Annotated in this window: 22 protein-coding genes and 1 pseudogene; 10 read left to right on the top strand and 13 right to left on the bottom strand. The window is 65.4% G+C overall.

Features of this window, described 5'->3' with window-relative positions:
- Positions 1 to 7 precede the first annotated feature (7 nt).
- Positions 8 to 1648 (bottom strand): L-lactate permease, encoded by a 1641-nt coding sequence (locus WS45_RS29925; protein ID WP_059703089.1) that lies wholly within the window; start codon positions 1646 to 1648, stop codon positions 8 to 10.
- Between the two features lie 564 nt (positions 1649 to 2212).
- Between WS45_RS29925 and WS45_RS29920 the strand changes: the two genes are divergently transcribed.
- Positions 2213 to 2527, top strand: a complete 315-nt coding sequence (locus WS45_RS29920) for a DUF4148 domain-containing protein (protein ID WP_059703087.1) — start codon at positions 2213 to 2215, stop codon at positions 2525 to 2527.
- Between the two features lie 91 nt (positions 2528 to 2618).
- Here WS45_RS29920 and gshA read toward each other — a convergent pair whose 3' ends face one another.
- The 3 genes from gshA to ada form a co-directional block, all read right to left on the bottom strand.
- Positions 2619 to 4232 (bottom strand): glutamate--cysteine ligase, encoded by a 1614-nt coding sequence (gene gshA, locus WS45_RS29915; protein WP_059691904.1) that lies wholly within the window; start codon positions 4230 to 4232, stop codon positions 2619 to 2621.
- 487 nt (positions 4233 to 4719) lie between these two features.
- Positions 4720 to 5673 (bottom strand): DNA-3-methyladenine glycosylase family protein, encoded by a 954-nt coding sequence (locus tag WS45_RS29910; protein ID WP_257140693.1) that lies wholly within the window; start codon positions 5671 to 5673, stop codon positions 4720 to 4722.
- Positions 5674 to 5690: 17 nt separating this feature from the next.
- Positions 5691 to 6782, bottom strand: coding sequence for a bifunctional DNA-binding transcriptional regulator/O6-methylguanine-DNA methyltransferase Ada (ada, locus tag WS45_RS29905; RefSeq protein WP_059703082.1), 1092 nt, complete (start codon positions 6780 to 6782; stop codon positions 5691 to 5693).
- A 440-nt stretch (positions 6783 to 7222) separates the two neighbouring features.
- Here ada and WS45_RS29900 point away from each other — a divergent pair, with 440 nt between their 5' ends.
- Positions 7223 to 7636, top strand: a complete 414-nt coding sequence (locus WS45_RS29900; RefSeq protein ID WP_059534865.1) for a VOC family protein — start codon at positions 7223 to 7225, stop codon at positions 7634 to 7636.
- A 10-nt stretch (positions 7637 to 7646) separates the two neighbouring features.
- On the opposite strand, the gene WS45_RS29895 is transcribed toward WS45_RS29900, so the two are convergent.
- From WS45_RS29895 to speG, 3 genes are all read right to left on the bottom strand, one after another.
- A complete protein-coding gene (locus tag WS45_RS29895; RefSeq protein WP_006498691.1) occupies positions 7647 to 8201 on the bottom strand; it encodes a YaeQ family protein in 555 nt (184 codons plus the stop codon).
- Positions 8202 to 8377: 176 nt separating this feature from the next.
- Positions 8378 to 8725 carry a surface attachment protein Sap1 gene (gene sap1, locus WS45_RS29890; protein WP_044848669.1) on the bottom strand — a complete coding sequence of 116 codons (348 nt, stop codon included), beginning with the start codon at positions 8723 to 8725 and terminating at the stop codon, positions 8378 to 8380.
- A 501-nt stretch (positions 8726 to 9226) separates the two neighbouring features.
- Positions 9227 to 9769 carry a spermidine N1-acetyltransferase gene (speG, locus tag WS45_RS29885; protein ID WP_059534864.1) on the bottom strand — a complete coding sequence of 181 codons (543 nt, stop codon included), beginning with the start codon at positions 9767 to 9769 and terminating at the stop codon, positions 9227 to 9229.
- A gap of 150 nt (positions 9770 to 9919) precedes the next feature.
- Between speG and WS45_RS35840 the strand changes: the two genes are divergently transcribed.
- The 4 genes from WS45_RS35840 (at position 9920) to WS45_RS36340 (ending at position 12188) form a co-directional block, all read left to right on the top strand.
- Positions 9920 to 10090: a hypothetical protein gene (locus WS45_RS35840; RefSeq protein WP_006489933.1), complete on the top strand. Its 171-nt coding sequence runs from the start codon at positions 9920 to 9922 to the stop codon at positions 10088 to 10090.
- A 105-nt stretch (positions 10091 to 10195) separates the two neighbouring features.
- A complete protein-coding gene (locus WS45_RS29880; protein WP_059703080.1) occupies positions 10196 to 10444 on the top strand; it encodes a DUF2795 domain-containing protein in 249 nt (82 codons plus the stop codon).
- A 110-nt stretch (positions 10445 to 10554) separates the two neighbouring features.
- Positions 10555 to 11913 (top strand): sensor domain-containing diguanylate cyclase, encoded by a 1359-nt coding sequence (locus tag WS45_RS29875; protein WP_059703214.1) that lies wholly within the window; start codon positions 10555 to 10557, stop codon positions 11911 to 11913.
- A 149-nt stretch (positions 11914 to 12062) separates the two neighbouring features.
- Positions 12063 to 12188: a hypothetical protein gene (locus WS45_RS36340; protein ID WP_256980637.1), complete on the top strand. Its 126-nt coding sequence runs from the start codon at positions 12063 to 12065 to the stop codon at positions 12186 to 12188.
- A gap of 100 nt (positions 12189 to 12288) precedes the next feature.
- Here WS45_RS36340 and mnmE read toward each other — a convergent pair whose 3' ends face one another.
- Entirely contained in the window at positions 12289 to 13683 is a 1395-nt protein-coding gene (gene mnmE / locus WS45_RS29870) for a tRNA uridine-5-carboxymethylaminomethyl(34) synthesis GTPase MnmE (RefSeq protein ID WP_059534858.1), read from the bottom strand.
- 337 nt (positions 13684 to 14020) lie between these two features.
- On the opposite strand from mnmE, the gene WS45_RS29865 reads away from it, so the two are divergent.
- Entirely contained in the window at positions 14021 to 14458 is a 438-nt protein-coding gene (locus tag WS45_RS29865; protein ID WP_059534856.1) for a helix-turn-helix domain-containing protein, read from the top strand.
- Positions 14459 to 14589: 131 nt separating this feature from the next.
- Here WS45_RS29865 and yidC read toward each other — a convergent pair whose 3' ends face one another.
- The 4 genes from yidC to rpmH all read right to left on the bottom strand — a co-directional run bounded on the left by yidC (position 14590) and on the right by rpmH (position 17207).
- On the bottom strand, positions 14590 to 16245 hold the full coding sequence (yidC, locus tag WS45_RS29860; protein ID WP_059703078.1) for a membrane protein insertase YidC: 1656 nt from the start codon (positions 16243 to 16245) through the stop codon (positions 14590 to 14592).
- An 8-nt stretch (positions 16246 to 16253) separates the two neighbouring features.
- The gene (gene yidD / locus WS45_RS29855; protein ID WP_006750110.1) at positions 16254 to 16520 is read right to left on the bottom strand and encodes a membrane protein insertion efficiency factor YidD; all 267 of its coding nucleotides are present in this window, start codon (positions 16518 to 16520) and stop codon (positions 16254 to 16256) included.
- Between the two features lie 75 nt (positions 16521 to 16595).
- The gene (gene rnpA / locus WS45_RS29850; protein ID WP_031401531.1) at positions 16596 to 17057 is read right to left on the bottom strand and encodes a ribonuclease P protein component; all 462 of its coding nucleotides are present in this window, start codon (positions 17055 to 17057) and stop codon (positions 16596 to 16598) included.
- Between the two features lie 15 nt (positions 17058 to 17072).
- Positions 17073 to 17207, bottom strand: a complete 135-nt coding sequence (gene rpmH, locus WS45_RS29845; protein ID WP_004198824.1) for a 50S ribosomal protein L34 — start codon at positions 17205 to 17207, stop codon at positions 17073 to 17075.
- Between the two features lie 422 nt (positions 17208 to 17629).
- Between rpmH and dnaA the strand changes: the two genes are divergently transcribed.
- From dnaA to gyrB, 3 genes are all read left to right on the top strand, one after another.
- A complete protein-coding gene (dnaA, locus tag WS45_RS29840; protein ID WP_059703076.1) occupies positions 17630 to 19204 on the top strand; it encodes a chromosomal replication initiator protein DnaA in 1575 nt (524 codons plus the stop codon).
- Between the two features lie 168 nt (positions 19205 to 19372).
- Positions 19373 to 20479, top strand: coding sequence for a DNA polymerase III subunit beta (gene dnaN / locus WS45_RS29835; protein ID WP_006756934.1), 1107 nt, complete (start codon positions 19373 to 19375; stop codon positions 20477 to 20479).
- Positions 20480 to 20672: 193 nt separating this feature from the next.
- Positions 20673 to 23147: a DNA topoisomerase (ATP-hydrolyzing) subunit B gene (gene gyrB, locus WS45_RS29830; RefSeq protein ID WP_059703074.1), complete on the top strand. Its 2475-nt coding sequence runs from the start codon at positions 20673 to 20675 to the stop codon at positions 23145 to 23147.
- 314 nt (positions 23148 to 23461) lie between these two features.
- Here the strand turns inward: gyrB and WS45_RS36685 are convergent.
- Positions 23462 to 23614: pseudogene (locus tag WS45_RS36685) on the bottom strand (DUF932 domain-containing protein); the annotation flags it as partial.
- Positions 23615 to 23839 lie beyond the last annotated feature (225 nt).

Genomic DNA, 23839 nt, shown 5'->3' with positions numbered 1-23839 from the left:
CCGTGCGCTACTTCGGCAGCGCCGGAATCATCCACGTGAACACGTGCTGCTGCAGGAACACGAGCACGCCGAGCAGCAGCGTGAGGATCACGCTGTGCCAGAACGTGCGCGCGAACACGACGCCTTCCTGCCCCTTCAGGTCGGTCGTCGACACGCCCGTGGCGATGTTCTGCGGCGAGATCATCTTGCCCATCACGCCGCCCGACGAGTTGGTCGCGGCCATCAGCACCGGATCGAAGCCGAGCTGTCTCGCGGCGACCACCTGCAGGTTGCCGAACAGCGCATTGCCGGACGTGTCGCTGCCGGACAGGAACACCGCGATCCAGCCGAGCGACGCCGACACGAGCGGGAACAGCGCGCCGGTCGACGCGACGCCGGTGCCGAGCGTGTAGCTGATGCCCGAATAGTTCAGCAGATACGCGAGCCCGACGATCATCATCACCGTGACGATCGCGATCCATGTCTGCCGCCACGTCTTGACCACGCATTCGAAGAACGCGCCGACGCCGGTGCGTGTCAGCACGGCCGTGATGATCGCCGACAGGAGGATCGCGGTGCCGGTGCCGAGCGGCTGGAAGTCCCAGATCGCCGCATACGGCTTGTGATACAGCGACACGAACACCGTATTGTGCAGGCCCGGCCACTTGATCTTCACGTCGCCGATCGCCGCGACGTTCGCGTGCACCCAGACGATCACGACCACCGACACGACGATCCACGGCAGCCAGCCGCCGAAGCCCGCGCGCGCGGCGCCGGCCGCGGCGGGCACGCTGCGCGCGAGCGCGTATTGCGGATCGGGTTGCGGCTTCCACACCTGCAGGAAGCCGATCGTGACGATCAGCGACGTGAGTGACGACAGCACGTCGGTGAGCTGGTAGCCGAGGAAGTTCGACGTGACGAACTGCGCGATCGCGAAGCTGCCGCCGGACACGAGCAGCGCGGGCCACAGCTTCGCGATCGAGCGCAGGCCGCCGTACGCGCCGACCACGTAGAACGGCAGCAGCAGCGCGAAGAACGGCAGTTGCCGGCCGACCATCGCGCCGAGCGTCGCGGGCGGCAGCGACGTGACCGCGCCGAGCACGGTGATCGGCACGCCGAGCGCGCCGAACGCGACCGGCGCCGTGTTGAACAGCAGCGTGTAGGTGAGCGCTTCGAGCGCGGGGAAGCCGAGCGCGATCAAGAGCGCGCTGGTGATCGCGACCGGCGTGCCGAACCCGGAGATCCCCTCGAGCAGACAGCCGAACGAGAACGCGACGACGAGCAGCACGAGGCGGCGGTCGTCGGGCAGGTTGTCGAGCATCCACTGCCGGAACTGGTCGAAGCGGCCCGACTTCACCGCGATGTTGTACAGCAGCAGCGCGTTGAAGACGATCCACATCACCGGCACGACCGCGAGCGCCATGCCGGCGCCGACCGCGTCGAACGCGAGGCTGGCCGGCATGCCCCACGCGCCGATCGCGACCGCGAGGCCGGCGACGAGGCCGGCGAGGGACGCCTGCCATGCGGGCCGGCGCAGCACGCCGAGCGCGATCAGCGCGACCGCGATCGGGATCATGGCGACGAGAAACGAGAGGAACAGCGAGTTGGCGACGGGCGTCAACGGCTGCGCGAACAGGATGCCGGGCGGCGGGGCTGCGGTGGGATTCATCGTGTCTCGTGTCTCCGTGTCGATCGGAGTTAGCGCTTTAGCGCTTACTCCGATCCCATGCTTCGCGGTCGACCCGAGTTAGCGCTTTAGCGCTTACTCGGGTCCCATGCTTCGCGGTCGACCCGAGTTGGCGCTTTAGCGCTTACTCGGGTCCCATGCTTCGCGGTCGACCGGGGCTCGCGCATCAACGCCTGCACACACCTCGATCCCGTTCAAACGTCCGTTCCACGGCCGCAACGATCATCCGACGCTTGCGCATGCAACCATGCCGCAACGCCGACCGATCAGTCGCTTAAAAGAGGTTAGGAGGCGCATCGCGCTTCTACAAGGAGGGCAACCCCGATGCGCGCGGTGCCGATACACGGCGTCAGCCGCACGCTGAACGACCGCTGGCGCCCCGCTGACGCGCGCGCCAGCAAGCCGCCGGCGCAATGTTGCTCAACCGGCAAAGGTGACTGACGGGACGCAGGGTGTTTCGTTTGGCATCCGAAGCCTAGACTCGCTGCATCGATTCCGTCCGTGCCGACGAAGGCGCGGCTCCGGAACCCACACGGAGCAAACACGATGAAGACCATGAAACTTGCGGCGTACGCGTTGGTGCTGATCGGCTCGGCCGTCGCTGCCCAAGCCCAGGCGCAGGCTGCGTCGACGCTGACGCGCGCGCAAGTTCGCCAGGAACTCGCGGAACTGCAGGCCGCCGGCTATCGGCCGAGTCTCGCCAGCGGTCCCGACTTTCCGCAAAACATGCAGGCGATCATGCAGCGCGCCGCCCAAGCGCGCGACGCGGCCGGCCGCGGCAGCGACGGCCATGCGAATGTGGAATCAGGAAAGCCGGCGCTGCCGCGCGTGGTCGATCGCGACACGTACGCGCATCACTGAAGCGGCTGGAACCGGGCCGGGCGCATGACCGCGCGACCATCCGGCCCGCAGCCGGCCTGCCCGCCGCGCGACGCGCAGCGGGCGACGGCCATCACACGCTGAAGCGGTTCAGCGTATAGGCGCGATAGGCCGCGACGAATGCGTCGAATGATCCGGCCTCCTTCGCTTCCAGCTCGGCCTGCTCGGCCAGCGACTTCGCCGCGAGCGCCTGCTCGGCGCGCATCGTCTCCGCCGACGGCGGGTTCGCGCGGAAATGCGCGGCATGCGCTTCGCTGTGTGCGATGGCGAACGCGAGGAACGACTGCCCGTTCTCGCGCATCGTGCGCAGCACGCGCGCCGACGGCGTGCGCTCCGGATCGGCGAGCTTCTCGCGCTGCGCGGCGATCGCGCGCGCATGCTCGTCGCCGCCGCGGATCTCGTCGAGACGGCGCCCGACGGTCTCGATATCGGCCATCAAGTCGTCCGCCCACGCCTGCAGCGTGACCGGCTGGCCGTCGCGCACCAGCGTGAGCCCCGGCTTGCGCCCTTCCATCGTCACGCTGCCGAAGTTCGCATTCGCTTCCTTGTACGCGTCGCAGTCGAGCGCGGGGCTTTCGTCGAGCGCGCAGGCGAGCAGGAACGCGTCGATGAAGCGCGCAGTCTCCAGCGCGATGCCGGTCGGCTCGAACGGATCGATGTCGAGGCAGCGCACTTCGATGTACTGCACGCCGCGCGACGCGAGCGCATGCAGCGGACGCTCGCCCGAATACGTGACGCGCTTCGGCCGAATCGTCGAGTAGAACTCGTTCTCGATCTGCAGCACGTTCGTGTTGATCTGGATCCACTCGCCGTCGCGATGCGTGCCGATCGCCTCGTACGGCGGATACGGCTCGCTCACGGCCTTCGACAGCGCATCGAGATAGCCGGGCAGCGTGTTGTAGTCGACGTGCAGCGCGGCCTGCGCGGTCGTGTTCGAGTAACCGAGGTCGCTCATCCGCAGGCTCGTCGCGTACGGCCGGTACAGCGTATCGGCATCGAACGCGTCGAGCTTGTGCGGTTTGCCGCGCAGGAATTTCGCGTCGAGCGCCGGCGATGCGCCGAACAGGTACATCAGGAGCCAGCTGCGGCGACGGAAGTTGCGGATCTGCGCGAGATAGCGCTCCGACTGGTAATCGACGAGCGTGGCCGTCGAGCCCTCTTCCGCATGCAGGCGCCGCCACACTTCCTCGTGCAGCGAATAGTTGTAGTGGATGCCGGCGATGCACTGCATCGTGCGGCCGTAGCGATACGCGAGGCCGCGTCGGTACACCGTCTTCAGGCGGCCGATGTTCGACGTGCCGTAGTCGGCGATCGGAATTTCATCATCGGCCGGCAACAGGCCCGGCATCGAGTCGTTCCACAGCATCTCGTCGCCGAGCGACGCATACACGTAGCGGTGCAGATCGTCGAGACGTTCGAGCGTGACCGACGCGTCGCCTTCCGCCGGCGTGATCAGTTCGATCAACGCTTCGGAATAGTCGGTCGTCAATGACGGGTGCGTGAGCGCCGAACCGAGCGCGCGCGGATGCGGCGTGAACGCGATCATCCCGTCGCGCGTCACGCGCAGGCTTTCCTTTTCGATGCCGCGCAGGCCGTCGGGCAGATGCTGCCGCGTCGGGCCCGAGCTCAGCGCTTCGAGACGATTCAGCAGCAGTTCGGACTGGCGGTGAGTCATGGTGTTCGACATGGAGACGCAAGTGCGTGACGGCCGCGCGCGGAATGCCGCACGCGGCCGGCTGGATTATTGGTCGCTTCGTTGGTAGCGGGCACTTTAACATCTCGCCGTCACACGCGCTTGAGGTGGCGCCGGGCGGTGCGCGCCGGCCGCTGCGGGCCGTCTGGCGGGCCGATGGCCGCGAACGCCGCGCGCACAGCCGACCGTCGTCGGCGCCGACGGACGCGGCGATCACGCGACATTCGTCGGAAGGAACGTGAGCGACGAGCACGGCAGCGCCATCAGGTGCAACCCGTTCTGCCGAACCCGCGATGCATCGTCGTCGCGGCCGGGTCGATCGTACGCGCCGGAGCAACGGACACCGGAGCGGGTTGATCGCCCATCGCCGCCAAACGTCGCAACCGTGAGGATCACCGACCGATCACTGCCGGCGTGACGCCCCTTGCGGGTTGCGTCGCGGCCCTGCCCGGTCGCACCCGCCGGCCTGCGGCGGCGACCGTCATCCGCCGCGCGCGCCGCCGGCCCGGTCCGCCACGTCGTTCCACAAATGAAGCGCCGCATACGCGCGCCACGGCCGCCAGCCTTCGGTCCGGCTTTTCTGGCTCGCGAGCCGGTCGAGCGACGGATCGCGCGCGGCAATCGACTGCATCAGCACCAGATCGGACGCCGGCCACGCGTCCGGGTCGCGCCACGCGCGCATCGCGATGTATTCGACGGTCCACGGGCCGATGCCGGGCAGGTCGAGCCACGCGCGGCGCAGCGTCGCGAGATCGGCCTGCGCCGGATCAAGCGGCACGTGGCCGGCCGCCACCGCGCGCGCCATGCCCGTCAGCGCCGCGGCCCGCTTGCCGGGCATCCCGATCTTCTCCAGATCGCATGCGGCGAGCGCATCCGGCGTCGGGAAACGCCACGCGGGGGCGCCGTCCGGCGCCGCCATGCCGTCGTCGTGCACGACGCGCTCGCCGGCCCGCTGGACGAGCCGGCCGACGATCGTCGTCGCCGCCTTCACGCTCACCTGCTGGCCGACGATCGCGCGCACCGCAAGCTCGAACCCCGACCAGGCGCCCGGCACGCGCAGCCCCGGCGCGGCCTCGACGAGCGGCGCGAACCACGGGTCGCGCGCGAGTCCGCCGCCGATCGCGGCCGGGTCGGCGCCGAGGTCGAACATCGATGCGACGCGGTGCGCGAATGCATCGTCGACATGCCGCGCGGCCGCCCCCTCGAGCGTCGCGATCAGGCAATGCCGGCGCGGATGCTTCGTGACGGTGAGCCTGCCCGCGTCGCCGTTCAGATCGACGATCCGGCGATACATGCCGTCGACGACCTGTTCGACACCCGGAATCGCCCGTCCGCTGAAGAAGCGCAGCACGCGCGCCCAGTCGTACGGCGCCTTGAAGCGCAACGCCATCTGCGCGGACGGCGGCACGTGGCCGCCGTCCGCGATCGACGTCATCGTGGTTTTATCGATGCTCAAACTGCGTGGCCCTCCGCAACGGCTTCGGTTTCATCGTCGCGCACATGACGCGCCTCGGACGCGAGCAGCGTCGCCTTGCGGCGCACGCCCCAGCGATATCCTGCGAGCGCGCCGCCCTTCTGCACGACACGGTGGCACGGGATCGCGAGCGCGACCGGGTTCGACGCGCAGGCCGATGCGACGGCCCGCACCGCGCGCGGCGCGCCCAGCGCCTCGGCGATCTCCGAATAGCTGCGCGTCTCGCCGTACGGGATATGCGTCAGCGCTTCCCACACGCGCTGCTGGAACGCGGTCGGCGCGATGTCGAGCGGCAGGTCGAACGCGTGCCGCGTGCCGTCCAGATACGCGCGGATCTGCGCGACGAACGGCGCGAGCCGCGACGGCGATTCGACCAGCTCGGCACGCGCGAACGCATCCTTCAGTTCGCCGACGAGCGACGCCGGTTCGTCGCCGAACGCGATCCGGCAGATGCCCTGTTCGGTCGCGGCAACGAGCACCGTGCCGAGCGGCGTCCACGCGGTCGCATAATCGATTCGCAGGCCGGCGCCCTGACGACGGAACGCGGACGGCGCCATCCCCAGCTCGCGCGGCACCGATGCGTAAAGCCGCGACGGCGAATTGAACCCCGCGTCGACGGCCGCCTGCGTGACCGGCTGCCCGCTTTGCAGCGCCTCGCGCAATGCGGCGCCGCGCTGCGCGGCCTGATACTGCCGCGGCGACACGCCGACCACGCGCTTGAACAACCGCTGCAGGTGGAACGGGCTCACGTGCACGGCGTCGCTCAACTGCTGCAGCGTGAGCCGCTCCGGATGCGCGTCGAGCACGGCGCACGCGCGGTTGACGATCTCGAGCTCGCGCGGCAGCCCTTCCGGCTGGCAGCGCTTGCACGGGCGGAAGCCGGCCGCGCGGGCGGCGGCCGGATCGGCAAAGAAGGACACGTGCTCGCGCCGCGGCAGCCGCGACGCGCAGCTTGGGCGGCAGAACACGCCGGTCGTGCGCACGGCATAGAAGAACGCGCCGTCCGCATGCGGATCGCGGGCGGTCACGGCGCCCCAGCGGGCATCGTCAGTCGAATAGGCGGTTTTCATCTGAACCTCGCACTCTCCAGTGTAGATGGTGCCTACTCTAGACATCGGCATGGGCCGTCGCGCCCTGAATCTTGCTCTGTGATTCGCGCCGACGAAATCGGGGACACAATCGAAGGCGCGTCGAAACCGTTCAATCGGACGAAAAGCCGCGCAAGCGCTGCGTGGACGCCGCTTTCGTCATCATCGCGTCACCATTTTGCTGCAGTGCGGATGCGACAAATCGCCGTCCTGACCATTTTTTACACTCGGAATATTGCAACGCACCATCGCCGTGTGTATAGTTGGAACTGTCTCCTCCATGTCTCCTCCTGATATGGATTAAGCCCGTTCCGCTCTGCGTGAACGGGCTTTTTTTCGTCCGTCGATCGCGCCGCGTTCCGGCATACGTCGTCGGCGCGGTCTACACTCGGTGCACGCCATCCGCGAAGGAGTGCCCGCTCATGAAACCGACCATCCGCGCGATCGATCACGTCGTGCTACGCGTGACCGACATGGCTGCGATGACGCACTTTTACTGCGATGCCGTCGGCTGCCACGTGGAGAAGGAACAACCCGACCTGGGCCTCGTACAGTTGCGCGCCGGCGACGCGCTGATCGACCTGCTGTCGGTCGGCGGCCCGATCGACCGCCCCGACAGCGGCCCGCCCGGCACCGGCCGCAATCTCGACCATCTCTGCCTGCGCGTCGAGCCATTCGACCCCGAAGCACTGATCGCGCATTTCGCCGCGCATGGCGCGCGCCCCGGCGCCCCCGCCGAACGTTACGGCGCCGGCGGCTACGGGCCGTCTATCTATCTGTTCGATCCCGAAGGAAACATGCTGGAATTCAAGGGGCCGCCCGCCGCGCTCGGCTGAGTGCCGGCCGTCACGCGTCGGCGCGCGCCTTCAGGACCGTCCATTCGACCGCGACGGGATCGTGATCGGCGCTCGAGATCCAGGCGGCGCCGTCCTGGACGGTGCACTGCAGACGCATCGTCCGCTCGGCGAGACGCCCGAGCGCGGCCGCGACACCGTCGGCCAGCGACAGCACCTGGACGTTGCGCAGTCGCTCCACCTTGCTGCGCACGCCCTGCCACCAGATGTCCGAGGTCTTGCCGCCGTACGCAATCACCGTGACCTGGCCGGCGCGGCCGGCCGCCTTCGAGATGCGCCGTTCGTCGGGCTGGCCAGCCTCGATCCACACGTCGATCGCGCCCGTCAGGTCCTTCTGCCACAGATCGGGTTCGTCGACGTCCGACAGCCCCTTGCAGAATTCGAGACGCTCGTGCGCGAACAGCGCGAACGCGACGATGCGCACCATCATCCGGTCGTCGGTTTCCGACGGGTGACGGGCGACCGTCAACGCGTGATCGGCGTAGTAGTGCCGATCCATGTCGGCGATTTGCAGCTCGGCTTTGTAGATCGTGGATTTCAGCGCCATGCGGATACGGCCCGGGCGGGCATTCGGTTCGGTCGGGCCGTGATGATACCGAATGCGCGGCGCCCGGCGCGTGACGGGCGCTCCACAGCACGACGGCCCGGCATCGGCCGGGCCGCGTTCGTGCCGCGCCGCCGGCGGTTCCGGCCGGCGTGCGCGTGCGAGAGATGCGCGTGCGGTTACTGCTTGACGAAGCGCGAATCGGTCCAGAGGCCTTGCTGGTCGCTGTTGTCGGCGCTGACGAACTGGACGTCGCCCTGATCGACCGACACCACGCGGAAACGCTGGCCTTCCGGCACCGACAGGCAACGGTAGTCGTCGAAATACTGCTGCTTCGCCTGCGACTTGCCGTCACGCTCGTGACTCAGTACGGAGTCCAGATTGTCTTTCGACAGACAGCCCCACGCATTCTTCGTCAGCTGGATTTCCTGCTTCGGCTGGACAGCCGCATCGCCGCCCGCCTGGGCGATCGACACCACGGAAAATGCGCCGACAAGGGCAAAGAGGACACCGGTACGTTTCATCATGTTCTGTCTCCAGGCTTGCGGGCACCAGGCTCGGTTAGCTATGTGTTTAAAGGTGATCGTGAACCCGCGTTTTTCACTTTAGAAGACCGGCAAGCGATATCAAGCACATTTGTTGTGCGATCGCAATAGCGGCGAATTGTCGCACCCTGCGCGCACCCGATTTTTTGCTTGCCGCACGCACGCGGCGTTATCTGCCATCGGGTGAATTTGCCCGCGCCGCCGGGCGCAAAGTACTGTCCAGCAAGACTGTCAGCGAAATCGCAATACGCCGATTGAACGGTTTGGATAATTCATTTCGATATCGGGATCGTTTTGATGCATTGCACATAAAGTCATCCGAAACGATATGAATTTACCGCAGTGCGGTACCGGAATTACCTGATACAAGAAAAATGCCAGGTATAAGCGCACTCGTATTTACCCGTATTTTCCCGAATGGGCCGGGCGCCCCGCAGCGCGTGGCCGCAGGGCGTCTTGGCCACTGTTTTTACCCGGCTTTATTCAGACCGATTGCGGCCGCTCGAAATAATCGCGCTGGAAGATGCACATGCGATAAGCGTTGTGATACGCGCCATTTCCGAAAAATTCTTCCTTCAATTCCGCCTCGTGCTGGAATCCGCATTTCTCGTATACGTGGATTGCCGCCGCATTCGACGTATCGACGATCAGGTACAGCTTGCGCATGTTCAGCACCTTGAACGCATATTCGATCGCGAGGCGCGTCGCCTGGCCCGCGTAGCCGCGCCCCTGGCATTGGGGCGCGATGATGATCTGGAACTCGCCGCGACGATGGATGTAGTCGAGCTCGATCAGCTCGACGAGGCCGACCAGTTCGTCTTGCGGATCGACCGCGACGAAGCGGCGCTCGCGCTGGTCGTGCACGTGGCGGTCATACAGTTGCGACAGCTCAGAGAAGGTTTCGTACGGCTCCTCGAACCAGTAGCGCATGATCTTCGCGTCGTTGTTCAGCTCGTGAACGAAGCGCAGGTCCTGGCGCTCCAGCGGCCGCAGTGCAAGCGAGTGCTTGTCGTTCTGGAGTTGCATGTTCATGTCCTTTTTGATGCCCGCGTGCACGTCAAGCGTCCGGCCGCGGCATCGCGAACAGGCGCGTTCCGCGCTGCAAGAAGTTGTCCGCGGGCGAAGTTCAGAGCCTAGAATGGGAGCAAGGGTTCCTGCCACCGCAAGGAGGCTATCGTGATCGAGCAAGTCATACTCGGCATCTTTCTCGTATTGCCACTCGTGATCGTGGCTGCGCTGTTCTCCGACGAACTGTGGCAGGAACATCGGCGCCAGCATCCGCGCGACGAAAACGCACCGCATATCGACTGGAAGCATCCGTGGCGCCGCGTGCGGCGCGGGCACTGAGTCGATCGCCATCTCCGCAGGCACTCCGTCCGGGCCGGTCGCCCCGATCCGAACGGGGCCCCTTCCGCGAAGAACCGATTCCCGCTCAACCAGCGAGACGCCGACGTGAACGACAAATCCGCCCTCCCTCCGCACGATATCCCCGGCGAAGCGATCGATCTGCAGATCGCCGACGTGCTGGCCGCCGTCCGCTACCCGGCGAACAAGGATGCGATCGTCGACGCCGCGCGCTGCGCCGGCGCGAGCAACGAAGTGCTGTCGATGCTCGACGGCCTGCCCGAACAGGACTATGCGGACGTCGATGCCGTCACGCGCTGGGTCGCCGGCAACTTCGGCCCCGGCCTCGGGATTTGAGCGCGCGCGAATAACGCGATAGGATCGGGCGCACCGGTCGCATCGCGGCCGGATGCATGCTGCCCGGCGCCAAGACCGGGCATGACCGCACGAGCGCCCGGGGGGAATCCATGGAAGGCATTCTGATCCAGCACACGTCGCGTCGTCAGCTCTGGTTCGGCGCGCTGACGGCGCTCGTCATCGTGCTCGCGCTCGGAATCGCCGTGCCGCACGCGAACGTCGCGCTGCCGGTCGTCGAGCCGTTCATGCCGATGTGCGCGCTGACCGTGTTCACCACCGCGAGCATCGCCGCCTTCTTCCTCGGCGCGCAATTCACCGTCACCCGCCAGCCCGTGCTCGGTGCGCTCGGCGGCGCCTATGCATTCACCGCACTCGCCGTCGCGCTGCAGCTGCTCACCTTTCCCGGCGTGTTCGCGCCGCAGGGCTTGCTCGGCGCGCGTCCGCAAAGTGCCGCGTGGATGTGGGTCTTCTGGCATGCCGGCTTTCCCTGCTTCGTGATGGCCGCGCTGCTCGCGCGCGAGCGACTCACGCGTGCGCCGGTCGGCGCCGCGCAGACGCGCCTGTGGACGTTCGCGCTGGTTGGCGGCCCGGCCGTCGCGGCCGCGCTGCTGTGCATGCTCGCGTTGAACGTGGCCCTGCCGCCCGCGTTCCATCCGCCGGCCGACGCGGCCGAGCTGCCCGTCAACGGGATCGCGCTGGTCGTGTGGATCCTCAATGCGCTCGCGCTCGTCGCCGTACTGGCCGCCGGCCGGCTGCGCACGACGCTCGACCTGTGGGTCGCGATCGCGGTGCTCGCCGGCCTCACCGACACGACGCTGAACCTGCTGACCACGAACCGCTTCACCGTCGGCTGGTATCTCGCGCGCGTGTTCAGCATGTTCACGCCCGGCGTGCTGGTGTGCGTGCTCGCGTGGGAAGTGACGAAGCTGTATCAGCAGCTGTTCGAAGCACATGCGACGCTGGTTCGTTCGTCCGCGCGCGACGGGCTGACAGGCGCGTTCAACCGCAGCCACTTCAACGATCATTTCCATACGCTGTTCCTGCAGGCGCGGCGGCAAAGCGAGCCGTTGTCGCTGCTGATGGTCGACGTCGATCACTTCAAGGCCTACAACGACGCGTTCGGTCACGTGAAGGGCGATGCATGCCTGATCGCCGTCGCGAATGCGCTGGCCGGTGCGGTGCGGCGCCCCGCCGATATCGTCGCGCGCTATGGCGGCGAGGAGTTTGCGATCGTGCTGCCGAACACCGGCGCGCGCGGTGCGCGGGTCGTTGCCGAGGAAGCGCGCGAAGCGGTGCTGCGGCTCGATCTCCCGATGCCTTCGTCGCCGGCGGGGCGCGTGAGCGTCAGCGTCGGTTGCGCGACGGTGTCGGCCGAGGATCTGTCGACGCCCGATGCATTGATCGAAGCTGCCGATGCCGCGCTGTACCACGCGAAGGATGCGGGGCGAAACTGCGTCGTCGTGGCGTGAAAACGTCTGCGGATTGGCGATTTGTTACGGTCATTGTGACCGGAATAATCCGCCGTTACGGATTGCGGCACCGGGAAACGATCGCTTACAGCCGCTGTTGACGGCGCTCGCTATGCTGGATTCATGTCGAATCCGAGCAGGTGAACGCGATGAAGAAAACCCTTTTGCTGATTGCCGGCGTGGCCGTGTTGTTGAGCGGCTGCATCGTGGTGCCTGATGGTGGCGGGTATTACGGTGATGGCGGGTATTACCATCATCATCGCCATTGGGATTGATGCATTTCCGCTTCGGCTGCCGCGATGACGCCGTCCGGATCGGATCAGCCGATTGATCCGGACTGCCGGGGGACGACCCTGGACAACCTTGGGCGGCCGTTTATTTCCCGATACAGAACCTGCTGAAAATCACCCCCAGCAGATCATCCGAAGTGAACTCGCCGGTAATCGCATTGAGCTGCTCCTGCGCCAACCGCAGCTCCTCCGCAAACAGATCGAGCGATTGCGCCCGCTGCTCCGCATGATCGGCGGCCTGCGCCAGATGCTCCTGCGCAGCCCGCAGCGCAATCAAATGCCGTTCGCGCGCCAGATAAACGCCTTCGGCCCCCGCCTGCCACCCCGCGATTCGCAGCAACTCCGCGCGCAGCATGTCGATCCCGTCGCCGCGCTTCGCCGACAGGTGCACCTCGGTCAGGTCGCCTTCGGCCGCCGGATGCTCGACGCACGCCGGCACGCCGGTCAGATCCGTCTTGTTCAGCACCCGCACCACCGGCACGCCGTCCGGGAACCGCGCCGCGATCGACTCGTCGTCCGCCGTCATCCCCGTGCGCGAATCGAGCAGGTGCAGCACGACGTCCGCGCGCTCGATCTCGCTCCATGTCCGCGCGATCCCGATCCGCTCGACTTCGTCCTCCGTCTCGCGCAACCCGGCCGTATCGATGATGTGCAGCGGAATCCCTTCGACCTGGATCGTCTGCGCGACCTTGTCGCGCGTCGTGCCCGCGATCGGCGTGACGATCGCCAGCTCCGCGCCGGCCAGCGCGTTCAGCAGCGACGACTTGCCGACGTTCGGCTGCCCCGCGAGCACGACCGACAACCCCTCGCGCAGCAGCGCGCCCTGCCGCGCGTCGCCGAGCACGTGCGCCAGTTGCTCGCGGATCTTCGCGAGCTTGCCGCGCGCGTCGGCCGCCTCCAGGAAGTCGATTTCCTCTTCCGGGAAATCGAGCGTCGCCTCGACCAGCATTCGCAGCGTGATCACATCCTCGACGAGCGCGTGGATCTGTCGCGAGAACGCGCCGTCGAGCGAGCGCCCGGCCGAGCGCGCCGCCGCTTCGGTGCTCGCCTCGATCAGGTCGGCGACGGCCTCGGCCTGCGCAAGGTCCAGCTTGTCGTTCAGAAACGCGCGCCGCGTGAACTCGCCCGGTTCCGCGAGCCGCAGCCCGAAGCCGCGCCCCGCATCCAGGCAGCGCTGCAGCAGCAGCTGCATCACGATCGGCCCGCCATGCCCCTGCAGTTCCAGCACGTGCTCGCCGGTGTACGAATGCGGCGCGGGGAAATACAGCGCGATCCCGCGGTCGAGCGGCGCGCCGTGCTCGTCGAGGAACGGCACGTAGCTCGCATGGCGCGGCGCGAGCCGCTGCCCGCACAACGCGTCGATCAGCGGCAACGCGGCCGCCTCGCCGCCGCGCCCGAACGACACGCGGACGACGCCGATGCCACCCCGGCCGGCAGCGGTGGCAATGGCGACGATCGGATCGGAATCGGTAGCAAGCATGGGAATCGGATGAATCGGGTGAACGGATGGTCAATGATGCGCCCGCGCAACGGTGCGGGCATCGGGACGCCGGCATTGTAGCGTGCCGGCCGGCGCGCCACCGGACGCCGCGTCGGTTTCGGAATCGCCCGAATTTATCCCGACGGAGCTAAGGCGAGTCTCAATTCCACGCTCGCACATACTGTCCATTTCGGACGAACAGGCCTGCCGGATTGGCCCAACGCTGCGCCCCCAATTCCTCGACACGGCCCGCGGCAGGTTGGGATTCATCCAAACGAGCTATGTTTAGCCTATATGGTTGTCTGAAAGGCGTCGGTGGAATTGCACAATCACCCCCATGCCGACACCCGAAGAAAAATCAGCGTTTTCGGAACGCCTGAAATTCGCCTTGAGGCGCAGCCCGGAGAAGATCACCGGCGCGACCGAACTCGCGAACCGGTTCAATCTGCGTCACCATGGCGCGCAGCCGGTTTCACCGCAAACCGCGCACAAATGGCTGACCGGCCGGACGATTCCGACGCCGGACAAACTCGAAACGCTCGCCGACTGGTTGCGCGTCGAACTGCATTGGCTGCATTACGGCCCGTCGCCGAGCGTGACCGAACATCCGACGCCGCAACCGCTGCCGCGCGACGAGCGCTATCCGCCGACGCCCGAGACGATCGAACTCGCGTCGAAGATCGAGGCGCTGCCGCCGCATCAACGTTACCTCGTTCAGGAACTGATCGAGCAGTTCTACGGCAGCGACGCGAAAATCGACGCGAAGAAGGCCTGAACGGCGGCGGTCGACCTCCCCACACGCCACCGCATCTCCATCCTCCGGAAACGAAAAAGCCGCATGGAATAAACCATGCGGCTTTTTTACGTGCATCGCGGGCGGCTGGCCGCCCGCGTGTGCGGCGGGCGTCAGGCCTTCTTGCCGCCGCCGAGCTTGCGCGTGATGTAGTATTGCTGCGCGATCGACAGCACGTTGTTCACGACGTAGTACAGCACCAGACCGGCCGGGAAGAAGAAGAACATCACCGAGAACGCGATCGGCATGAACTTCATCATCTTCGCCTGGACCGGGTCCGGCGGCGTCGGGTTCAGGCTCGTCTGCACGAACATCGAGACGGCCATCAGCACCGGCAGGATGAAGAACGGATCGCGCTGCGACAGGTCGTGAATCCACAGAATCCACGGCGCACCGCGCATTTCGACCGAGGCGAGCAGCACCCAGTACAGCGAGATGAACACCGGAATCTGGATCACGACCGGCAGGCAGCCGCCGAACGGATTGACCTTCTCGGTCTTGTACAGCTCCATCAGCGCGGCGTTCATCTTCTGCGGATCGCTCTTGAAGCGTTCGCGCAGCGCCTGCATGCGCGGCGTGATTTCCTTCATGCGCGCCATCGACTTGTAGCTCGCGGCCGACAGCGGGAAGAACACGGCCTTGATCAGGACCGTCAGCAGCACGATCGCCCAGCCCCAGTTGCCGACGAAGCCGTGGATCTTCTCGAGCAGCCAGAACAGCGGCTTCGCGATGATCGTCACCCAGCCGTAGTCCTTCACGAGCTCCAGGCCCGGCGCGATGCCTTCGAGCATGCGCTCTTCTTCCGGACCGGCGAACAGGCGTGCCTGCACGTCGGCCGACTGGCCCGGCGCGATCGCCGCGACCGGCTGCTTCACACCGACGCGGTACAACGTCGGGTCGATCCTTTCAGCGTAGATGTCGCGCTTCACGCCCTGCTGCGGAATCCAGGCCGACGCGAAGTAGTGCTGCACCATCGCGACCCAGCCGTTGTCGGCGGAATTCACGAAGTCGGCCTTGTTCTTGTCGAGGTCGCTGAAGTTGATCTTCTGGAAGTGCTTCGCGTCCGTGTAGACCGCCGGCCCGAGGAACGTATGCGAGAACATCGGCGTTTCGACGGCCGTGTTGTCGCGCACCAGTTCCATGTAGACCGTCGGCGTGACCGGTGCCGTGCCGACGTTGTCGATCTTGGTGTCGACGCCGATCACGTAGCTGCCGCGCGTGAACGTGTAGGTCTTCACGACCTTCACGCCGCCCTTCACCGGCGATTCGAACGACAGCTTCAGCGTGTTCTGGTCGCCCGTCAGCGACGTCGAGCCGGGGTTCAGCTGCGTGTAGACGTCGTTGTGGTTCGGGAAGTCGCCGCCGAGCAGGCCCGAGCGCGCGAGATACGTGTGGCCGGCCGTGTGGTCGAACAGCGTGATGTACAGGTCCGGCTGCTTGCCGTCGCCCTGCTTCTTCAGCGTCAGCTTCGCGAGCGTGCCGCCGCGCGTGTCGATTTCGCCGTCATACACGTCGGTCGAGAACTTCACGAGCTGCGCCTGCGCGGCCGGTGCCGTCGTCGACGGTGCGGCGCCTGCGGCTGCGGCAGGCACTTCACCTGCGGTCGTCGTCGCGCCCGTGCCCGATGCACCGCCGGCAGCCGCGGGGGCCGTCTGCGTGGCGCTCGGGAAGAACATCGACGGGCGTCCATGGTCGCGCTGCCAGTTGTCGTACAGCATGACAGCTGACATGAAGAAGATCACCCATAGGACGGTGCGTTTGATATCCATGCGTTGTCTCAGAGTCGATGGGACCGCGCGTCGGCTTCGCCGCGAGCGCGAGTGTCGGAGTTGGGCGGCGGGACGAGGTCGATGCCGCCCGCGGAAAACGGATGGCATCGGCACACGCGCCTGACGGCGAGATACGTGCCGCGCGCGGCGCCATGATACTGGATTGCCTCGCGCGCGTAATCCGAACAGGAAGGATAAAAACGGCAACGGTTGCCGAGCATCGGGCTCACGGCAACCTTGTAGAAGCGCAGCAAGGCGATCAATACCGTTTCCATACCTTGGGCGGCGCCGTTCGACGCCGCGTCAAAACCGGCCGGGCGGGCGCGAACGCCGCACCACGGACGGATGCGTCACTCGGACGCGGGCTTCGACGCCCGGCGCGCGATCTCCCGGACTGCCCTGTCGAGCAGTTCGCGGATTTCGGCCGCGCACATCGCCGCGAGCGGGGCGGAAGCCGCACTCGGCAGCGCTTTCTTGTCGAAGCGCGTGTGCTGCCGCAGCAGCAGGTCGTAACCGGCGAATTCGGCCCGGCGCAGGCGAAACGCGTCGCGCGCCAGCCGCTTCACGAGGTTGCGCGTGACTGCACGCGGCGCATACTTCTTGCCGATGACGAGCCCCAGACGGGCGGGCTGGCCTGTCGGCTTGCCGTAGATCACGAAGTGCGCGGAACGCCGCCAGGGGCGCAAACGAAAAACGGATGAAAATTCATCCGTTTTCAGAAGTCGCGCAGCTTTCGGGAAGGCGGCTTTCGTCTGCGACGGATTCGCACCCGGCTCGACGGCACCTTCCGCAGGACTGCGGACGGCGGACACAGCGCGCAACCTGCCTTAGATGGCGAGGCGCTTGCGGCCCTTCGCGCGGCGAGCGTTGATGACCTTGCGGCCACCTGCCGTCTTCATGCGGACACGGAAGCCATGGGTGCGCTTGCGGCGCGTCACGGACGGTTGGTAAGTACGTTTCATGATGTTCTCACTTGTTCGAGAATGTCGAAATTCAGGGGACCGCGTGCCCTTAACCGGAGGCATTCGGGCGAACGCAATCGCCGGGAATACAGGATTGGTTTTCGCGGAACCCGCTATTTAAACCGTTTTTCTCTTGACGGTCAATACTTTAGGAGTCGTCCGCCTGTGCCGGCCCACGCCGATCCGGCCCCGCGACCCACAACCCCGGCCTGTGGATAACTCGCGCTGTGGCCGCGTTTGGCGGTAGAATCTCGCCTTATCTCCAAGAATCCCGCACGCCGCTTCGGCCCGCGCCTGCCCCGCCAACACTGTGTGAGCAGGCGTCCGAGGCACGCTCGCACGACCGCTTCGGGCCTTGTTGCGCAACCGCGACAAGGGCGCCGGCGAGCCGCGCTGTGCATGCAAAAAACGACAGTTACTTGATGAACGATTTCTGGCAACACTGTTCCGCACTGCTGGAGCGCGAGCTGACGCCCCAGCAGTACGTGACGTGGATCAAACCCTTGGCCCCGGTGGCCTTCGATGCGTCGGCGAACACGCTGTCCATCGCCGCGCCGAACCGCTTCAAGCTGGACTGGGTCAAGAGCCAGTTTTCGGGTCGGATCTCTGATCTGGCCCGCGAATTCTGGAACACGCCGATCGAAATCCAGTTCGTCCTAGATCCGAAGGCCGGCATGCGCAGCGCCCCCGCAGGCGCCGCGGCCGCCCCGCGCGCGCCGCTGGCGCCGAGCGGGCCTGCGGCGACGGTCGCCGCGATCGCCGCCAACCTGACCGCGAATGCCGCCGCCGCGCCCAGCGCGCCGGCCGACGTGCCGATGACGCCGTCGGCGGCCGCCGCGCATCACCTGAACGCCGACGACGCCGACATCGACCTGCCGAGCCTGCCCGCGCATGAAGCGGCCGCCGGCCGCCGCACGTGGCGCCCGGGCCCCGGCGCCGCACCCGCCAACGGCGGCGAAGCCGATTCGATGTACGAACGTTCGAAGCTGAACCCCGTGCTCACGTTCGACAACTTCGTGACGGGTAAGGCGAACCAGCTCGCGCGCGCCGCCGCGATCCAGGTCGCGGACAACCCCGGCATCTCGTACAACCCGCTGTTCCTGTACGGCGGCGTCGGCCTCGGCAAGACCCATCTGATCCACGCGATCGGCAACCAGCTGCTCCTCGACAAGGCCGGCGCGCGGATCCGCTACATCCACGCCGAGCAATACGTGTCCGACGTGGTGAAGGCATATCAGCGCAAGGCGTTCGACGACTTCAAGCGCTATTACCACTCGCTCGACCTGCTGCTGATCGACGATATCCAGTTCTTCTCCGGCAAGTCGCGCACGCAAGAGGAATTCTTCTACGCGTTCGAGGCGCTCGTCGCGAACAAGGCGCAGGTGATCATCACCAGCGACACGTATCCGAAGGAAATCTCGGGCATCGACGATCGCCTGATCTCGCGCTTCGACTCCGGCCTCACCGTCGCGATCGAGCCGCCCGAGCTGGAAATGCGCGTCGCGATCCTGATGCGCAAGGCGCAGTCGGAAGGCGTGAACCTGTCGGAGGACGTCGCGTTCTTCGTCGCGAAGCACCTGCGCTCGAACGTGCGCGAGCTCGAAGGCGCGCTGCGCAAGATCCTCGCGTATTCGAAGTTCCACGGCCGCGAGATCTCGATCGAGTTGACCAAGGAAGCGCTGAAGGACCTGCTGACCGTGCAGAACCGGCAGATTTCGGTCGAGAACATCCAGAAGACCGTCGCCGACTTCTACAACATCAAGGTCGCCGACATGTATTCGAAGAAGCGTCCGGCGAACATCGCGCGGCCGCGGCAGATTGCGATGTACCTGGCGAAGGAGCTCACGCAGAAGAGCCTGCCGGAAATCGGCGAGCTGTTCGGCGGGCGCGATCACACCACCGTGCTGCACGCGGTGCGCAAGATCGCGGACGAGCGCAGCAAGGACGCGCAGCTCAACCACGAGCTGCACGTGCTGGAACAGACGCTGAAGGGCTGAGCGCGCGGCGCGCTTGATAATTCGGCCTCCGCCCCAATTTAAGGGGGGCGGTTCGGTTTTGAGGCACAATACTGGTTTGACCGCCCCGGTGGTGGCGGGCCAAGAGCCCGGCCGGCGGGGCGCTGCGAGGCTGCTGCGCTGCAGGCCGTTACTCAACGAAGGAACTCTATGCAACTGGTCAAGACCGAACGAGACACACTCCTCAGGCCGCTGCAAACGGTCAGCGGCATCGTCGAACGCCGCCATACGTTGCCGATCCTCGCCAACCTGCTGATCACCAAGAACGGCCCGGACGTTTCATTCCTGTCGACCGACCTGGAGCTGCAGATCACCACGCGCGCCGATTTCGGCGTCGGCGGCGACCAGGTGGCCACCACCGTCGCGGCCCGCAAGCTGCTCGACATCCTGCGCGCGATGCCTGACGGCCAGGTCACGCTGTCGCTCGCCGACAAGCGCCTCACCGTTCAGTCCGGCAAGAGCCGCTTCGCACTGCAGACGCTCGCGGCCGACGAGTTCCCGACCGTCGCGCAGGCGAAGGATTTCGGCGCCACGCTCACCGTCCCGCAGAAGTCGTTCCGCCAGCTGCTCGGCATGGTCCACTTCGCGATGGCGCAGCAGGACATCCGCTACTACCTGAACGGCATGCTGCTCGTCGTCGACGGCGACCAGCTGATGGCCGTGGCCACCGACGGCCACCGCCTCGCGTTCTCGTCGATGAAGCTCGAGGGCGGCACGTTCGGCCGCCAGGAAGTCATCGTGCCGCGCAAGACGATTCTCGAGCTGCAGCGCCTGCTCGAGGACATCGACGACACCGTCACCATCGACATCGCGCAGACCCAGGCCAAGTTCACGTTCGGCCAAGTCGAGCTCGTGTCGAAACTCGTCGAGGGCAAGTTCCCCGACTTCCAGCGCGTGATCCCGAAGGCGCACAAGAACACGTTCGAGATCGGCCGCGAAGAACTGCAGCGCTCGCTGCAGCGCGCGGCGATCCTGACCTCGGACAAGTTCAAGGGCGTGCGCTGCATCATCGCGCCGGGCCAGCTGAAGATCATGTCGACCAACGCCGATCAGGAAGAGGCGCAGGAAGAACTGGAAATCGCCTACCAGGGCGATACCGTCGACATCGGCTTCAACGTCACGTATCTGCTCGACGTGCTCGCGAACCTGAAGGTCGACACCGTGCAGGTGAGCCTCGGCGACGCCAGCTCGAGCGCGCTGATTACCGTGCCCGAGAACGATGAGTTCAAGTATGTCGTGATGCCGATGCGCATCTGACGCGCTCGACATCACGATACACACCAGGGGGCGGCAAGCCCCTTTGGCGTTTTTATGGCGAACCGACAACCCGTCCCTTTGGCGCCTTTTCGGCGCTTCGGACGGGCCAGGAAACTGGAGCGGCCCGGCGATTTCTCTCGCTGAAACGCACCGCGCCGCCACGAGAGTGGCCTCGCAGAACCGGAAGATATCCATGAGTGAACAGCACAATTCGCAACCCGATAACAGCAGCTACGGCGCCTCGTCGATCCAGATCCTCGAGGGTCTGGAAGCGGTGCGCAAGCGCCCCGGGATGTACATCGGCGACACGTCTGACGGCACCGGTCTGCACCACCTCGTATTCGAGGTGCTCGACAACTCGATCGACGAAGCGTTGGCCGGGTACTGCAACGACATCCACGTGACGATTCACGCCGACAACTCGATTTCCGTGACCGACAACGGCCGCGGGATTCCGACCGACGTGAAGATGAACGACAAGCACGAGCCGAAGCGTAGCGCGGCTGAAATCGTGATGACCGAGCTGCATGCCGGCGGGAAGTTCGACCAGAACAGCTACAAGGTGTCCGGCGGCCTGCACGGCGTGGGCGTGTCGTGCGTGAACGCGCTGTCGAGCTGGCTGCGCCTCACCGTGCGCCGCGACGGCAAGAAGCGTTTCATGGAGTTCCATCGCGGCATCGCGCAGGATCGCGTGCTCGAGACCGTGGACGGCGTGGAAGTGTCGCCGATGCATGTGGTTGGCGATACCGAGAACCGCGGCACCGAAGTGCACTTCATGGCCGATCCGACCATTTTCGGCACGGTCGAGTATCACTACGACATCCTCGCGAAGCGGATGCGCGAGCTTTCGTTCCTGAACAACGGCGTGCGGATTCGTCTCACGGACCTGCGCTCGGGTAAGGAAGACGATTTCGCGTTCGCCGGCGGGGTGAAGGGCTTCGTCGAGTACATCAACAAGACGAAGACCAACCTGCACCCGACGGTTTTCTTTGCCAACGGCGAGAAGGACGGCGTGGGCGTCGAAGTCGCGATGCAGTGGAACGACAGCTACAACGAAAACGTGCTGTGCTTCACGAACAACATTCCGCAGCGCGACGGCGGCACGCACCTGACCGGCCTGCGGGCCGCGATGACGCGCGTCATCAACAAGTACATCACCGACAACGAAATCGCGAAGAAGGCGAAGGTCGAGACGACCGGCGACGACATGCGCGAAGGGCTGTCGTGCGTGCTGTCCGTGAAGGTGCCGGAGCCGAAGTTCAGCTCGCAGACGAAGGACAAGCTGGTTTCTTCCGAGGTTCGTGCGCCGGTTGAAGAGGTTGTGGCGAAGGCGCTGGAAGAGTTTCTGCTGGAGACGCCGATCGACGCGAAGATCATCTGCGGGAAGATCGTTGAGGCTGCTCGGGCGCGGGATGCTGCACGGAAGGCGCGTGAGATGACGCGACGCAAGGGCGTGCTCGATGGCGTTGGGCTGCCGGGCAAGCTCGCGGATTGCCAGGAGAAGGACCCGGCCAAGTGCGAAATCTACATCGTCGAGGGTGACTCGGCAGGTGGCTCGGCCAAGCAAGGGCGTGACCGGAAGTTCCAGGCGATCCTGCCGCTGCGCGGTAAGGTGCTGAACGTCGAGAAGGCACGCTACGACAAGCTGCTGTCGTCGGAACAGATCGTCACGCTCGTGACCGCGCTTGGGTGCGGCATCGGCAAGGATGATTACAACCTCGACAAGCTGCGCTATCACCGCATCATCATCATGACCGACGCGGACGTCGACGGTGCGCACATCCGGACGCTGCTGCTCACGTTCCTCTATCGCCAGATGCCGGACATGATCGAGCGCGGGTATGTGTATATCGCGCAGCCGCCGCTTTACAAGATCAAGGCGGGCAAGGACGAGCGGTATCTGAAGGATGACGTGGAGTTGAACGCGCATATGCTGCGGTTGGCGCTGCAAGGGTCGGAGCTGGTGCCTGGGGAGAATGCGGCGGCGATTTCCGGTGATGCGCTTGGGGAGCTGGCGCGGTCGTATCTGCTGTCGCAGAGCGTGATCGAGCGGTTGAGCCGGTTGTATGACCCGGCAGCGCTTGAGGCGATCACGGATGGCGTTGCGATCGATCTGTCGACCGAGGCTTCTACAGAGGCTTCTGCTAAGGCTCTACATGCCGCTTTGCATGATGAAGCGCTGAAGAACGAAGTGCGTGTGGTGCCTTCGTATGACGCGGTTCGCGAACAGCGGTCGCTGCATGTCGAGCGCACGCATCACGGCAATGTGCGGGTTTCGGTCATCGACCAAGAATTCCAGCACACGGCGGATTATCAGCAGCTAGTGACTACCGCGAAGACGTTTGAAGGCCTGATTCAGGCTGGTGCGGTGATCAAACGCGGTGAGCGCAGCATGGCCGTGGCGGACTTCAAGAGCGCTATGAAGTGGCTACTGGCGGATGCTGAACGCAACGTCTCTAAACAACGCTATAAGGGGCTCGGCGAGATGAACCCCGAGCAGCTGTGGGAAACGACGATGGACCCCGCAGTGCGGCGGTTGCTGCGCGTGCAGATCGAGGATGCGATCGCGGCGGACGGGATCTTTACTACCCTCATGGGGGATGATGTCGAGCCGCGGCGGGCGTTTATCGAGTCGAATGCGTTGCGAGCGGGGAATATTGACGTTTGAGTTTCCGCATATGCCGAATGGCACTATTAGTGAAAAATGTCCCACAAATAGTGACAACCGAAGTCGCATTTAGTGAAAATTCTCGGGGGTTATTTGGCGCATCACACCTCTTTCTGGACACGAGCTATTTAGAGGTGTGAGCAACAGCCATTACATCAGAATGGCAGAGCGAAGGTTGGCAGTTCGATCCTCCTCCTCCGCTCCACCGAGAACATGTCTAAGGTTGTATAAGCAAGTCAGCAAACCCCGCAGCCAGTGAGGCTCGCGGGGTTTTTTGTTTCTACGTTCGGCTGATGTTGTCATTGACATCTCGGGGCGACGACGAAGCGCACTTCGGCCTCTTCGATGCACCAGTCCACGCCGGCGGTGCGGGCCCAAACTTTGAGCGGCTGCGTCGGGGCGAACTAGTTGCCGAGGCCGTGCCAGGGTTGTTCTCCTACGCATGCCACTGTCTGAACGAGATGCACTGTGAACGCGAGCGCGAAGGCAGCGGGATTTCGAGAAGAGAAATGGGCGCATCACCGAACTCCAAAGATGGATGGCGTCGACACACGAGAGTGCTGACGGAGCGGCAGCGATTGCCAGCTCACGGCAGTGATATAGGTCTGAAATTCGTTCGAATCCGAGCCATGTGCGGTGGCTGTATCTCCGTGGGTTCGAAGACGCGTGATGGGTCGCGGTCCACTTCCTGT

Source organism: Burkholderia sp. RF2-non_BP3, assembly GCF_001522185.1.
In the GTDB taxonomy this organism is placed as follows: Bacteria; Pseudomonadota; Gammaproteobacteria; order Burkholderiales; family Burkholderiaceae; genus Burkholderia; species Burkholderia diffusa.
The sequence above is the reverse complement of the archived record's forward strand: the minus strand, read 5'-3'. Positions and strand labels throughout refer to the sequence as shown.

Bases quoted from the DNA above. Each gene is read 5' to 3' on its own strand.
- WS45_RS29925 (WP_059703089.1), bottom strand. From the start codon at position 1,648: ATGAATCCCACCGCAGCCCCGCCGCCCGGCATCCTGTTCGCGCAGCCG.
- WS45_RS29920 (WP_059703087.1), top strand. From the start codon at position 2,213: ATGAAGACCATGAAACTTGCGGCGTACGCGTTGGTGCTGATCGGCTCG.
- gshA (WP_059691904.1), bottom strand. From the start codon at position 4,232: ATGTCGAACACCATGACTCACCGCCAGTCCGAACTGCTGCTGAATCGT.
- WS45_RS29910 (WP_257140693.1), bottom strand. From the start codon at position 5,673: ATGACGTCGATCGCGGACGGCGGCCACGTGCCGCCGTCCGCGCAGATG.
- ada (WP_059703082.1), bottom strand. From the start codon at position 6,782: ATGAAAACCGCCTATTCGACTGACGATGCCCGCTGGGGCGCCGTGACC.
- WS45_RS29900 (WP_059534865.1), top strand. From the start codon at position 7,223: ATGAAACCGACCATCCGCGCGATCGATCACGTCGTGCTACGCGTGACC.
- WS45_RS29895 (WP_006498691.1), bottom strand. From the start codon at position 8,201: ATGGCGCTGAAATCCACGATCTACAAAGCCGAGCTGCAAATCGCCGAC.
- sap1 (WP_044848669.1), bottom strand. From the start codon at position 8,725: ATGATGAAACGTACCGGTGTCCTCTTTGCCCTTGTCGGCGCATTTTCC.
- speG (WP_059534864.1), bottom strand. From the start codon at position 9,769: ATGCAACTCCAGAACGACAAGCACTCGCTTGCACTGCGGCCGCTGGAG.
- WS45_RS29875 (WP_059703214.1), top strand. From the start codon at position 10,555: ATGGAAGGCATTCTGATCCAGCACACGTCGCGTCGTCAGCTCTGGTTC.
- WS45_RS36340 (WP_256980637.1), top strand. From the start codon at position 12,063: ATGAAGAAAACCCTTTTGCTGATTGCCGGCGTGGCCGTGTTGTTGAGC.
- mnmE (WP_059534858.1), bottom strand. From the start codon at position 13,683: ATGCTTGCTACCGATTCCGATCCGATCGTCGCCATTGCCACCGCTGCC.
- WS45_RS29865 (WP_059534856.1), top strand. From the start codon at position 14,021: ATGCCGACACCCGAAGAAAAATCAGCGTTTTCGGAACGCCTGAAATTC.
- yidC (WP_059703078.1), bottom strand. From the start codon at position 16,245: ATGGATATCAAACGCACCGTCCTATGGGTGATCTTCTTCATGTCAGCT.
- yidD (WP_006750110.1), bottom strand. From the start codon at position 16,520: ATGGAAACGGTATTGATCGCCTTGCTGCGCTTCTACAAGGTTGCCGTG.
- rpmH (WP_004198824.1), bottom strand. From the start codon at position 17,207: ATGAAACGTACTTACCAACCGTCCGTGACGCGCCGCAAGCGCACCCAT.
- dnaA (WP_059703076.1), top strand. From the start codon at position 17,630: ATGAACGATTTCTGGCAACACTGTTCCGCACTGCTGGAGCGCGAGCTG.
- dnaN (WP_006756934.1), top strand. From the start codon at position 19,373: ATGCAACTGGTCAAGACCGAACGAGACACACTCCTCAGGCCGCTGCAA.
- gyrB (WP_059703074.1), top strand. From the start codon at position 20,673: ATGAGTGAACAGCACAATTCGCAACCCGATAACAGCAGCTACGGCGCC.